The sequence below is a fragment of the Pseudomonas sp. LBUM1652 genome (genome assembly GCF_059716105.1).
Genome location: NZ_CP166804.1, coordinates 744,770 through 757,807, shown reverse-complemented (window position 1 = coordinate 757,807; position 13,038 = coordinate 744,770). Strand labels below are relative to the sequence as shown.

At 60.0% G+C, this 13,038-nt stretch carries 12 protein-coding genes; 9 read left to right on the top strand and 3 right to left on the bottom strand.

Features of this window, described 5'->3' with window-relative positions:
* Window positions 1-209: 209 nt before the first annotated feature.
* The 3 genes from ACA069_RS03295 to ACA069_RS03285 all read right to left on the bottom strand — a co-directional run bounded on the left by ACA069_RS03295 (window position 210) and on the right by ACA069_RS03285 (window position 2,397).
* Window positions 210-581, bottom strand: coding sequence for a translation initiation factor Sui1 (locus tag ACA069_RS03295; protein ID WP_007914613.1), 372 nt, complete (start codon window positions 579-581; stop codon window positions 210-212).
* A 187-nt stretch (window positions 582-768) separates the two neighbouring features.
* Entirely contained in the window at window positions 769-1,326 is a 558-nt protein-coding gene (locus ACA069_RS03290; RefSeq protein ID WP_401272161.1) for an NUDIX hydrolase, read from the bottom strand.
* 3 nt (window positions 1,327-1,329) lie between these two features.
* Window positions 1,330-2,397, bottom strand: a complete 1,068-nt coding sequence (locus tag ACA069_RS03285) for a DUF2333 family protein (RefSeq protein WP_187678516.1) — start codon at window positions 2,395-2,397, stop codon at window positions 1,330-1,332.
* 435 nt (window positions 2,398-2,832) lie between these two features.
* On the opposite strand from ACA069_RS03285, the gene gcbA reads away from it, so the two are divergent.
* The 9 genes from gcbA (at window position 2,833) to fis (ending at window position 13,000) form a co-directional block, all read left to right on the top strand.
* Window positions 2,833-4,503, top strand: coding sequence for a diguanylate cyclase GcbA (gcbA, locus tag ACA069_RS03280; RefSeq protein WP_497616299.1), 1,671 nt, complete (start codon window positions 2,833-2,835; stop codon window positions 4,501-4,503).
* A gap of 51 nt (window positions 4,504-4,554) precedes the next feature.
* A complete protein-coding gene (locus ACA069_RS03275; RefSeq protein ID WP_187678518.1) occupies window positions 4,555-6,501 on the top strand; it encodes a methyl-accepting chemotaxis protein in 1,947 nt (648 codons plus the stop codon).
* A gap of 239 nt (window positions 6,502-6,740) precedes the next feature.
* Window positions 6,741-7,196 carry a type II 3-dehydroquinate dehydratase gene (gene aroQ, locus ACA069_RS03270; protein WP_064585783.1) on the top strand — a complete coding sequence of 152 codons (456 nt, stop codon included), beginning with the start codon at window positions 6,741-6,743 and terminating at the stop codon, window positions 7,194-7,196.
* Window positions 7,197-7,220: 24 nt separating this feature from the next.
* Window positions 7,221-7,682 (top strand): acetyl-CoA carboxylase biotin carboxyl carrier protein, encoded by a 462-nt coding sequence (accB, locus tag ACA069_RS03265; protein ID WP_187678519.1) that lies wholly within the window; start codon window positions 7,221-7,223, stop codon window positions 7,680-7,682.
* A gap of 17 nt (window positions 7,683-7,699) precedes the next feature.
* Window positions 7,700-9,058 (top strand): acetyl-CoA carboxylase biotin carboxylase subunit, encoded by a 1,359-nt coding sequence (gene accC / locus ACA069_RS03260; RefSeq protein WP_159813513.1) that lies wholly within the window; start codon window positions 7,700-7,702, stop codon window positions 9,056-9,058.
* A 239-nt stretch (window positions 9,059-9,297) separates the two neighbouring features.
* On the top strand, window positions 9,298-10,176 hold the full coding sequence (prmA, locus tag ACA069_RS03255; RefSeq protein WP_187678520.1) for a 50S ribosomal protein L11 methyltransferase: 879 nt from the start codon (window positions 9,298-9,300) through the stop codon (window positions 10,174-10,176).
* Between the two features lie 30 nt (window positions 10,177-10,206).
* Window positions 10,207-11,487 (top strand): DUF3426 domain-containing protein, encoded by a 1,281-nt coding sequence (locus tag ACA069_RS03250; protein WP_497616297.1) that lies wholly within the window; start codon window positions 10,207-10,209, stop codon window positions 11,485-11,487.
* 185 nt (window positions 11,488-11,672) lie between these two features.
* Window positions 11,673-12,683, top strand: a complete 1,011-nt coding sequence (dusB, locus tag ACA069_RS03245) for a tRNA dihydrouridine synthase DusB (protein WP_497616295.1) — start codon at window positions 11,673-11,675, stop codon at window positions 12,681-12,683.
* Window positions 12,680-13,000, top strand: a complete 321-nt coding sequence (gene fis, locus ACA069_RS03240) for a DNA-binding transcriptional regulator Fis (RefSeq protein ID WP_003221275.1) — start codon at window positions 12,680-12,682, stop codon at window positions 12,998-13,000. Before dusB ends, fis begins: the two co-directional genes overlap by 4 nt.
* Window positions 13,001-13,038: the final 38 nt, after the last annotated feature.

The following is a 13,038-nucleotide window of genomic DNA, read 5'->3' as shown; positions in this document are numbered from 1 at the left end:
ATAAAGAAGTCATAGTGCGTTACCTGAAATGCAGGCTGGCGCAGTCTAAAGAATGAAAATGACGGTTCGTCAGCGCGGCGGTAGACCGCGCTGACCGCGTGGAGTTTAGAAACCGGTCATGAACAGGCTCTGTGAAAACCATGGAGACGACGCCGGAACTGACAACCATCAGCACCGGATCAAGCCGCAGGTGGTTTTCACAGAGGCTGCTAGCCGCCGGACTTCTTCGCTTTGAAACCGTGCTTGATCAGTTCAGCCAAGAGTAGCTCGACATGATCGCCCTGGATTTCGATGATCCCGTCTTTCAAGGCTCCGCCGGTGCCGCAACGTTTCTTCAACGTTGTCGCCAGCTCCTTGAGTGCGTCTTCGGCCAGGGGCACACCGGTGATGGTGGTCACCGTCTTGCCGCCACGGCCTTTGCTTTCGCGACGCACGCGGGCAATGCCGTCTCCGGCCGGGATCACGGTTTGTTTGCAGATACAGGCGTCAACCGGCTTACTGCATTCCGGGCAATGACGACCTGCGTCGGTGGAAAATACCAGACCGCCCAGGGCGGCGAAGGATGCGGCTTTTTTGGCCACCGGCAATCCTCTTGGGAGGACAAAGACTGATCGCGACCTTGGGCAAGGTCATCGACCGCGAAGCCCCACTCAGGCAGGGGCAGCGCTACTGCACCGATGCTTCAACAAACGCAGGCCGGTACAGCTTGAAAAGGTCGCGCAGTGTAACGGCAAAAAACCCAATTGCTAAGTGCCAATCGGCGCCAATTTATGTGTTCTTTGCGACGTCGTTTTGTTGAGCCTTGAGATAGCGCTGCAACGCTGCCAAAGAGTCCGGGCAATAAGGCTTTCGCTGGATTTCCTGCATGACTTGCTCGACCGGGATAAAGCGCGCTTCCAGCACTTCTTCCGGTTGCAGTTTCAGAGGGCCATCCCACACGGCGGAAAACGCCGAGCACCACAGGCGGTTGCCGGTGTCCTCGAAGTAGAAATGGTCATGAGCGGTGAGTTCCACGCCACTGACGCCCAACTCTTCTTCCAGCTCACGGGCCGCCGATTCGGCGTAGGTTTCATCGGCCTGCACCATGCCGCCCGCTGCCACGTCCCAGTAACCGGGATAAATGGCTTTGCTCAAGGTGCGCCGATGCACACAAAGCTCACCAGCGGAATTGAACAACATGATGTACGTGCCCCGCCCGATCAGCCCGCGTTCGCGCAAATCGGCACGCACCAAGGCGCCGAGCAGGTTGTCCTGCTCGTCGACCCAGGCGATCTGTTCGGCATCCGAGGCGGCGCGATGGGCCGCCTCTTTGGCGTTGTGGCTCATGAATCAACCCTGGTTGAGCAGTTGACGCAAGTCGATGACTGCTGCGTTGGCCCGGGAAATATAGTTGGCCATGACCAGCGAGTGGTTGGCCAGCACGCCGAAGCCGCTGCCGTTGAGAATCATCGGACTCCAGACGGGCTCTTGCGAAGCCTCCAGTTCACGAATGATCTGACGCACGCTGACCGTAGCGTTCTTCTTCGCCAGTACGTCGGCGAAGTCGACTTCGATGGCACGCAGCAGGTGCGACAGTGCCCAGGCCTGACCACGCGCTTCGTAGAACACGTTGTCGATCTGCATCCACGGGGTTTCGACGATTTCTTCATCAACCTGCGGTACTTCACCCACAGCCGGTGTTTCGGTTTTCAGCGCCGTATTGAGTTTGACTCGACCGACACTGGCCGACAGTCGCTGGGACAACGAACCCAGACGGGTGCCGACATCGCCCAGCCAGTTGTTCAGGTTGTCGGCGCGGGCATAGAACAGCGCGTTTTTCTGCGATGGATCAGACAGACGTGCCTGATAGCGGCTCAGGGAATTGATGCCTTCCTGATACTCCGACTCGCTGGACGGCAGGATCCAGCTCTTGTTGTCGAAGTTGAAGCGCGGTTCGGCCTTGGCCAGATCGGCGTCTTCGGCCGATTGAGATTGCGAACGGGCAAAGTCTTTGCGCAGGGCGCGGGTCAGGTCACGCACCTGCACCAGCACGCCGTATTCCCAGCTCGGCGTGTTGTCCATCCACAAGCCCGGCGGGAAGCGGTCGTTGGAAATGTAGCCGCCCGGCTTGTCGAGCAGGGTGCCGGCGACGGATTTCAGGGTTTCCACCGTGGTGTAGCCGATGACCATCTGCTTGCCTTCTTTCTCGGCAGCCACTTGTGCGTTCTGCGCCACGGGAAACAGCGCCGGTTCCTGGCTCCAGTACCAACCAAGACCGATGGTTACCAACAGGTAAATGCCGACCAGGGTGGCCAGCGCGCGGCTGAACAACAGCCCGCCAACATAGCTGCGGGTGGCCGACTTGGGCTCGGCGGCACGTTCAGGCGCGGCGCCCGCGCGGTTTTTCCAGTCCAGCATGGCGATATCCTTTCAATCACTTGGGTTCAACGGTTCGACCACAACCATACAACAACGTGCCTTGGGCCGGCACCCGCCAGTAAAGATAAGCCGCAAATCGTGTGGACGCTTGACGCATCTGTCAGAACTAGGGGAATCCCTGATGTCATCTCCTCTGACGCATCAGCGCAGAGTATTGAAAACAATCGAAAAGCATATTCACCACGCTGATGTGAGCGGCGCTGCAAATCTTCCCGACTCTACCCGGCCTTGGCGGCAAGCCCCTGACTCTCGGGCACATGCCCGACGAACAGGTCAAAAATAAAACCACTCGGTCAGAAACTGAATAGTGACGCATTGCAGATTATTGACGTGTGACACTCGTCTAAGGGAAAAGAGGTGCTAGCATAGAGCCACCAGTCGACCTCAGCATGCAGCCTAACTAGTAGTCAGGATATGACCGAGCCAGAAGACCCCAGCCGTGAGCGTCTCAAGCACCACTTTGCCCAGCGGGTAATTCATCAGGCACGTCAGATTCTTGAGATATGGCAGCGCCTGCAACGCAGTGAATGGTCCACCGTCGACCTCGCCGAACTGAGCGAGGCCAACCTGCGTCTGTTGCGTTTTGCCGAGCGCTTCGAACAGCCTGAGCACACCCAGCTCGCGCGCCACATCGGCCAGTCGCTGGAAGCAGTGGACGCCAATCGCGGTCGCCTCAGTAGCGGCCTGATCACCGACCTCAATCGTTTGATGCAGCGCTTATCGCGTACCGGCCTGCGCCATGGCGATCAGCTCGATCAGACTTTCCTGCCGCCGCTGCGCAAACCGATCTACGTGATGCTGCAGGATTACGACCGCGCCGAACGGCTGGCCAAACAACTGGAATTCTTCGGCTTGAGCGCGCAGGCGCTGGAGAGCGTGGCGGCGTTTCGCTCATCGATGGTCGAGCGCTTGCCCGCCGCAATCGTCATGGACGTGGACTTCAGCGGCGCCGGCGTAGGCCTGAAACTCGCCGCCGAAGCTCAGGTCGGTCTGGATGAGCCGCTGCCGCTGTTGTTCTTCAGCCTGCACGAAACCGACACGCCGACCCGTCTCGCCGCAGTGCGCGCCGGGGGCCAGGAATTCCTCACCGGCACCCTCGAAGCATCGAGCCTGCTGGAGAAGATCGAAGTCCTGACCTGCGTCGCCCAGTACGAACCTTATAAAGTGCTGATCATCGATGACTCCCGCGCCCAGGCCTTGCACACCGAGCGCCTGCTCAACAGCGCCGGGATCGTCACCCGTACCTTGATCGAACCGATTCAGGCGATGGCCGAACTGGCGGACTTCCAGCCGGACCTGATCATCCTCGACATGTACATGCCGGCCTGTACCGGCACCGAATTGGCCAAGGTAATCCGCCACAACGACCGCTACGTCAGCGTGCCGATCATTTACCTGTCGGCCGAGGACGATCTGGATAAACAGCTCGACGCCATGAGCGAAGGCGGCGACGACTTCCTCACCAAACCGATCAAGCCACGGCATCTGATTACCACCGTGCGCAACCGCGCCGCCCGTGCGCGCAATCTGAAAGCGCGGATGGTGCGCGACAGCCTCACCGGCTTGTACAACCACACACACATCCTGCAATTGCTCGAAGACTGCTCGTTCCGTGCCCGCCGAGAGAACAAGCCGCTGAGCTTCGCGATGCTCGACATTGACCACTTCAAGCGGGTCAACGACAGCCACGGCCATCCGATGGGCGACCGAGTGATCAAAAGCCTGGCACTGTTTCTCAAACAGCGTCTGCGCAAGACCGATTTCATTGGCCGATACGGTGGCGAAGAGTTCGCCATCGTCATGCCCGACACCGATATCGAAGCCGCGCACAAAGTGCTCGATGAGATTCGCCAGCGTTTTGCCGAAATCCATTACCCGGCCCAGCCGCAAGACTTGTGGTGCACCTTCAGCGCCGGGGTTGTGGAGATGCGCGATGACTCCGACAGCCTGATGATGGCCAGCCAGGCCGACGAGGCGCTTTACCGCGCCAAGGGTGCCGGACGCAATCGGGTGCAGACCGCGCGGGACACAAAGCAAAGTGCCACTTTTTCATCGGAATCCACTGATTCGGTCATAACCCTGTAACAGAACCGCAATAAATTCAGGCGCTTACCATTTCTGCCGTTGGTAGCCGTCATGCGCCTGAAGTTGCTCACCAATCTCAATACTCTGCTGCTGGTAGCCGTGTGCCTGGCACTCGGCGCCACGCTGTGGTGGTCGCAAAAAGCTCTGGAACGCCCCTATCTGTTGATGGAGCGTTATTTGGGGCTGTCGCAGCAATTTCAGAACGAGGTGGCGCGCAACGTCGAGGATTACCTCGCCAGCGGTGATGCCCTGCGTCTGAGCAGCGCCAGTCAGGCCATCGATAGCGTGCAGAAAGAACTCGGCGAACTGCCGCCCGCTCTGGCCGACACCCTGCGCCCGAGCATCTCAGGCCTGGAAGAATTCAGCAAAACCGACTTGCTCGCCGCCGGCAAACTCGCCGGTGATCCGCAGGCATTGCTGTTGCAGGCCGAACGCGAACTCAGCGCCAGCCTCGACCAACTCAGTACCTATGCCAATGGCAACGCGACTTGGCTCGCGCCACTGCTCGCCGCCTCACAGCATCTGGGCAAGCTGTCGCTGGCACGGGACAAACTGGTCAGCAGCGGCCGCAGCGAACTGGCCGCTGACGTCGAGCGCGAAGTCGACAACATCCGCACTCAGGCGCAGGCGATTGATGCCCTGCCCCTTCTCGGCGTGATCGCCAGCAACGAATCGAGCAGTGATGACTTCGCGGCGATGATGGGCATCGAAAGCACGGAAAAAGCCGTCGCCGAAGACGCTGGTGTCGGCCTCAAACGTGAACTCAACAGCCTGCTCGGCCGCTACCCGGCAGAATTGCAACGCACCCGCGAGCAGATTCAGAAACGCACCGATCTGAGCACCGCGACCCACTTGAAAATCGCTGCCGTGCAGCAAGCCATCGCAGGCCTGGAACCGGTAGTGCGCGCCCAGCACGGGCAAATCCAGGGCGAAGTACGACTGATGCAAGGCGTGATGATCGGCCTGATTCTGCTGATCGCACTGCTTATCGACACCCTGCAGCGCCGCCTGGCCCGCACCCTGACCAATCTTGCGCCAGCATTGTCGACCTGGGCCGAAGGCGATTTCAGTCAAGACATTCAACTGGGCAAGACCAACCGCGAATTGCACGACATCGAAGCGTCGCTCAATCGCTTGCGCGCGTATCTGGTGGATCTGGTCGGTACGATTCGCGGCAACGCCGAGCAAGTGGCGGGCAGCAGCCGCACCCTCGCCGAACTGAGCAACGATTTGCACAGCGGCGCCGAGCATCAGGCCGGGGATACGGCATTGATTCGCGATTCCCTCGGCGAACTGGAGGCCACTATTCAGCAAGTCGCCGGGGATGCCCGTCAGGCGGCCGATGCCAGCCGTCATGCAGGTTTGGCCGTCGAACATGGCCAAACCGTCATCGGCCAGAGCCTCACCGGACTGCACGCTTTGGTCGGCGAGGTGCAAGGCAACGCGCAGATGATCGAACATCTGGCCGAAGAGTCGGCGACCATTGGCGGCGTATTGACGGTGATCCGCTCGATTGCCGATCAGACCAATCTGCTGGCGCTGAACGCGGCGATTGAAGCGGCACGCGCCGGGGAAATGGGCCGTGGATTTGCCGTGGTGGCCGAGGAAGTGCGTTCGCTGGCGCAGCGCACCGCCGGGGCGACAGCGGAGATTCAAACCCTGATCGCCGGCCTGCAAACCGCCGCCCGGCAATCGGTCGAAGGCATGCGCGCTCAGGTCGAGCACGCCGAAGCCACGGCCAATCAGGCGCAAGCGGCGGACGGCGCGCTGGACAAGATCGTCGGGGCGATCCAGACCATTTCCGACACAGCGATCCGCATCGCCGATATCACCGCGCAGCAGAGCGGCGCGGTCAGCGAGATTCGCGATCACAGCGAGCGGATTCATCAATTGGGTGGGGATAACTTGCTGCGCATCGGCCAGGGCCGTGAACAGGGCGAGAACCTGCTGGTATTGGGCGGGCAGTTGCATACGGCCGTTCAGGCCTTCCGTGTCTGATAAATCGCCTTCGCGAGCAGGCTCGCTCCCACAGAGGTGTGCATTCCAATGTGGGAGCGAGCCTGCTCGCGATAACGCCAGATCAATCACCACAATGACCGGATCAGATCACACGGTCACAAATTTTGCGCAAACATCGGCCATCGTGCTGGCTATTGCATAGAACTGGACAGTCACAAAGTCTTTGCGGCATAGTCGCCGGGTTCTGACGACTGCTTATTCATAACAAGGACACGCAGATGGCAACCCTACTGGTGCTGCACGGCCCCAACCTGAACCTGCTCGGCACCCGCGAACCGGGCACCTATGGGTCGACGACCCTGGCACAGATCAATCAGGACCTGGAGCGCCGCGCCCGTGAAGCCGGCCATCATCTGTTGCATCTGCAAAGCAATGCCGAGTACGAATTGATCGATCGCATCCACGCCGCGCGCGGCGAAGGTGTGGATTTCATCCTGATCAATCCAGCAGCTTTTACACATACAAGTGTTGCATTACGTGACGCGCTGCTGGGAGTGAGCATCCCATTCATCGAAGTGCATTTGTCCAACGTGCACAAACGCGAACCTTTCCGCCATCACTCTTACTTCTCCGATGTAGCGGTAGGAGTGATCTGCGGCCTTGGCGCCAGCGGTTACCGACTGGCCCTGGAGGCTGCACTAGAGCAGCTTGAACAACAAGCTATACGCCCCTGACCGACCCTTGGGAGTTGATGATTCATGGATATCCGTAAAGTTAAGAAACTGATCGAATTGCTGGAAGAGTCCGGCATCGACGAGCTCGAGATCAAGGAAGGCGAAGAGTCCGTACGCATCAGCCGTCACAGCAAGACCCCGGCTCAGCAGTACTACGCACCTGCACCGATGCAAGCACCGGCTGCCGCACCTGTTGCCGCCGCTCCTGTTGCTGCTGCAGCCCCGGCTGCCGCTGCTGCTCCAGCGTTGAATGGCACTGTTGCCCGTTCGCCGATGGTTGGCACGTTCTATCGCAAGTCTTCGCCAGCCTCGCCGTCCTTCGTTGAAGTCGGCCAGACCGTGAAGAAAGGCGACACCCTGTGCATCGTTGAAGCCATGAAGATGATGAACCACATCGAAGCTGAAACCAGCGGTGTGATCGAGTCCATCCTCGTCGAAGACGGCCAGCCGGTTGAGTACGACCAACCGCTGTTCACCATCGTTTGAACTGCGGAGAGCCTTTGATGACTGCGAAGTTGGAAAAAGTTCTGATCGCTAACCGCGGTGAGATCGCCCTGCGGATTCTGCGTGCCTGCAAAGAGATGGGCATCAAGACCGTCGCCGTTTACTCCAAGGCCGACAAAGAGCTGATGCACCTGGGTCTGGCAGACGAATCCGTCTGCATCGGCCCGGCGTCTGCCGCTCAGTCTTACCTGCACATCCCGGCCATCATCGCTGCGGCTGAAGTGACTGGCGCTACCGCCATTCACCCGGGCTACGGTTTCCTCGCGGAAAACGCCGATTTTGCCGAGCAGGTCGAGAACTCCGGCTTCGCCTTCATCGGCCCGAAAGCCGACACCATTCGCCTGATGGGCGACAAGGTATCGGCCAAGCACGCGATGATCGAAGCGGGTGTACCAACCGTTCCAGGTTCTGACGGCCCACTGCCGGAAGACGAAGAAACGGCGCTGCGTATCGGTCGTGAAGTCGGCTACCCGGTGATCATCAAAGCCGCTGGCGGCGGTGGTGGTCGCGGCATGCGCGTGGTTCACAAGGAAGAAGACCTGATCTCCTTCGCCAAACTGACCCGCACCGAAGCAGGCGCGGCGTTCGGCAACCCGATGGTGTATCTGGAAAAATTCCTGACCAACCCGCGTCACGTGGAAGTCCAGGTTCTTTCCGACGGCCAGGGCCACGCTATCCACCTGGGCGACCGCGATTGCTCGCTGCAACGTCGTCACCAGAAGGTTCTCGAAGAAGCGCCGGCACCGGGCATCGACGAGCAGGCGCGCCAGGAAGTTCTGGCTCGCTGCGTCAAGGCGTGCATCGACATCGGCTACCGTGGCGCCGGCACTTTCGAGTTCCTGTACGAGAACGGTCGTTTCTACTTCATCGAAATGAACACCCGTGTTCAGGTGGAGCACCCGGTTTCGGAAATGGTCACCGGTATCGACATCGTCAAGGAGATGCTCAGCATCGCCGCTGGCAACAAGCTGTCGTTCACGCAGGATGACGTGGTGATCCGCGGTCACTCGCTGGAATGCCGGATCAACGCTGAAGACCCGAAAACCTTCATGCCGAGCCCGGGCACGGTCAAGCATTTCCACGCCCCAGGCGGCAACGGCGTTCGCGTCGATTCGCACCTGTACAGCGGTTATGCGGTTCCGCCGAACTACGACTCGCTGATCGGCAAGCTGATCACTTACGGCGCCACCCGCGACGAAGCCATGGCGCGCATGCGCAATGCCCTGGACGAAATCGTGGTTGACGGGATCAAGACCAACATCCCGCTGCACCGTGATCTGGTTCGTGATGAAGGCTTCTGCAAAGGGGGCGTGAACATTCACTACCTCGAGCACAAGCTGGCTGGCGAGAAGCACTAAGCTTCAGCCCGCACCAGACAAAGCCGCCTTCGGGCGGCTTTGTTGTTTCTGCAGTAAATATCAAAAGATCGCAGCCTTCGGCAGCTCCTACATGTGTAATGCATTCCCCTGCAGGAGCTGCCGCAGACTGCGATCTTTTGATCTTCGACCATAGTCGTGTTCTGCGGCGCGCTCGCGTAAACTTGCGCGCTTCTCGCTGGCCGCTAGGCTGCAATCATATTTTTTCAAAGGTGCCCGCCATGCCTTGGCTGCAAGTACGACTCGCCATCAGCCCGGAACAAGCCGAAACCTACGAAGACGCTTTCCTTGAAGTGGGCGCCGTATCGGTGACATTCATGGACGCCGAAGATCAGCCGATCTTCGAGCCGGAACTCAACACCACACCGCTGTGGGCGCACACGCACTTGCTGGCCCTGTTCGAGGGCGGCACTGAAGCCGCACCGGTACTGGCCCATCTGGAATTGCTGACCGGCAGCCCGCTGCCGGAGCATCACAGCGAAGTCATCGAAGACCAGGATTGGGAACGCAGCTGGATGGACGGTTTCCAGCCAATGCGTTTCGGCCAGCGCCTGTGGATCGTGCCGAGCTGGCACGCTGCTCCAGAGCCTGACGCCGTCAACCTGCTGCTGGATCCGGGTCTGGCGTTCGGCACCGGCACGCACCCGACCACCGCGCTGTGCCTGGAATGGCTCGACGGCCAGGATCTGAAAGACTGCAACGTGCTGGACTTCGGCTGCGGCTCGGGGATTCTGGCCATCGCCGCCCTGTTGCTCGGCGCTAAAGAAGCAGTCGGCACCGACATTGACGTGCAGGCGCTGGAAGCCTCGCGTGACAATGCCGGTCGCAACAACATTGCCGACGAGCTGTTCCCGCTGTACCTGCCGGAAGACCTGCCGCAGGTCAAAGCCGACGTGCTGGTTGCCAACATTCTGGCCGGCCCGCTGGTTTCGCTGGCTCCGCAACTGTCCAGCCTGGTCAAGTCCGGGGGGCGTCTGGCGCTGTCTGGCATCCTCGCCGAACAAGGTGAAGAAGTCGCTGCCGCTTATGCTCAGGACTTCGATCTCGACCCGATCGCCAATCGCGATGGCTGGGTGCGCATTACCGGGCGTCGGCGCTAGAATGGCCGCCTGCATAATCCGGATCGCCGCATGACCGACAGTTTCGTCACTCAGTGCCCGCATTGCCAAACCAGCTTCCGTGTCAGCCATGCTCAATTGAGCGTGGCCCGCGGGGTGGTTCGCTGCGGCTCTTGCCTGCAAGTGTTCAACGCCGCCAAACAGCTGCTTGAGCAACACGCTGGCAAGGACGCGGTGACGCCGGTCGCGCCGCCGATTGAAACGCTGCCCGTCGAGGAGCTACCGCTTGTCGAGCGCCAGGCCATCGTCGAGCCGCCCGCGCCGCGCGCCATCAGCCAAAAGCAGTGGAGCGCCTCGGAGCTGGACCTCGACAGCCTGGATCTGGACGAAGAACTCGCCCGTCTCGAACAACGGGAAATCCAGCCGACCACCGAATTCGGTCGTCCGCGCGAAGACTCCCTGAGCGCCCGGCGTGATAGCCCCGAAGCCGATGAAACCGTGTGGCGCGACAGTCTGCTCAGTGCGCGTGACGACGAGCACACGCCCACGCCCGAGGCAGAAGACGAAGCCGATCCGCAAATCCTTGACGTCGAACAGGAAAAAACCACGCGCACCGAGCCCTCGCTGTCGCTGGAACCGGTGGATCTGGACGACGAGCCGGCGATCCCGCAACTGCGTCTGCACGATCCGATTGATCCGAATGCCCGTCGCGAGCACCTGTCCGCCAGTGACGAAGCCGATGACGACGATCTGCCTGCAATCGAGCCTTCGCGCAAAAAACGCCAACGCGCAGAACCCGGCGTCCGCGCCGAAGTGTTGCAGGACCTGACTGACGACCCGCTGCAACTGGACTGGCAGAAACGCCGCTCGCCTTGGGGTCGACGCCTGCTATGGCTGACGCTGGTGTTGCTGGCCGCTGGTGGTTTGGCTTTTCAGTACATCGCCTATCATTTTGATGAACTGGCACGTCAGGATCAGTACCGCCCATGGTTCCAGCAAGTCTGCCCGCAGATCGGTTGCACTGTGCCGTCCAAGGTCGATATCGCCAAAATCAAGAGCAGCAATCTGGTGGTGCGCAGCCATCCGGAGTTCAGCGGTGCGCTGGTGGTCGACGCGATCATCTATAACCGCGCGACGTTCTCCCAGCCGTTTCCGCTGCTGGAACTGCGTTTTGCCGACCTTAACGGCCATCTGATCGCCAGTCGCCGCTTCAAACCCGGCGAATACCTCAACGGCGACCTCGAAGGTCTGGCGGAGATGCCGCCGCAAACGCCGATTCACATCGCTCTGGATATTCTCGATCCAGGCCCGAAAGCGGTGAATTACAGCCTGAGTTTTCACTCGCCCGAGTGAATTGCTTCACCGCTTCTTGATTGACGGCAATTTTCTGACTTCGCGCTGCGCAACCAAACCGCTGGCGATAACGGAATAACTGTTCAGATTTTGTTCAATTCAGCCTTTATCCAGTCATCGAGAGCGGGTATCATGCCCACCCTTTTTCGAACTCTCATGATCCGGCCCCACTTCAGGGAAGTCCTATGTCGGCGGTACGCATCGGCCCATATACATTACAGAACGGCTTGATTCTCGCCCCGATGGCGGGCGTCACCGACCAGCCCTTTCGTCAGCTGTGCAAGCGTCTGGGCGCGGGGCTTGTAGTCTCGGAAATGGTCACCAGTGACATGAGCCTGTGGAACACCCGCAAGTCGCGCATGCGCATGATCCACGAAGGCGATCCCGAACCACGCTCGGTACAGATCGCCGGTGGCGACGCGCAGATGCTGGCGGATGCAGCACGGGCCAACGTCGATCTGGGCGCACAGATTATTGATATCAACATGGGTTGCCCGGCAAAAAAGGTCTGCAACAAGGCCGCCGGCTCTGCGTTGCTGAAGGATGAAGCACTGGTCACCGAGATCCTGCAGGCCGTCGTGGCTGCGGTTGATGTGCCGGTGACCCTGAAGATCCGCACCGGATGGGATCGCGACAACAAGAACGGCCTGACCGTGGCAAAGATCGCCGAGCAGGCCGGGATCACCGCGCTGGCAGTGCATGGCCGCACTCGCGCCGATCTGTACACCGGCGAAGCCGAGTACGACACGATTGCCGCGATCAAGCAGGCTGTGTCGATCCCGGTGTTTGCCAATGGCGATATCGATTCGCCGGAAAAGGCCCGCTACGTGCTCGACGCGACCGGTGCCGATGGCCTGTTGGTAGGCCGTGCCGCCCAAGGGCGGCCATGGATTTTTCGCGAGATCGATCATTACCTGCGTACCGGCGAGAAATTGCCGGCCCCGCAACTGATCGAAGTGGAACGCATACTGCTAGAGCATCTGGCCGCACTTCACGCTTTCTATGGGGACGTGATGGGCGTGCGCATTGCTCGAAAGCATGTGGGCTGGTATCTCGCAACCTTGCCGGGCGCCAGGGAGTTTCGCGCCCACTTCAATCGTTTGGATGGTACGGAAACACAATGCGCCAACGTTCGGGAGTTCTTCGCCGAGCGTTACAAAAGCCTGACAGGGGACGAAGAAGGGGTGGCCGCATGACGATGATGACCGAGACTTTAGTGAGTGGAACAGCACCCGTGAGCGACAACGTGAATTTGAAACAGCACCTCAATACTCCGAGCGAAGAAGGCCAGACCCTTCGCGGGAGTGTCGAGAAGGCGCTGCACAATTATTTCGCCCACCTTGAGGGCGCGTCCGTCACGGATGTGTACAACCTGGTGCTCTCCGAAGTCGAGGCTCCCCTGCTCGAAAGCGTGATGAACTACGTCAAGGGCAACCAGACCAAGGCCAGTGAGCTGCTGGGACTCAACCGCGGCACGCTGCGCAAGAAACTCAAGCAGTACGATCTGCTGTAAGCATTCAATCAAACCAGAAAGGCGCCCGCGTAAAACCG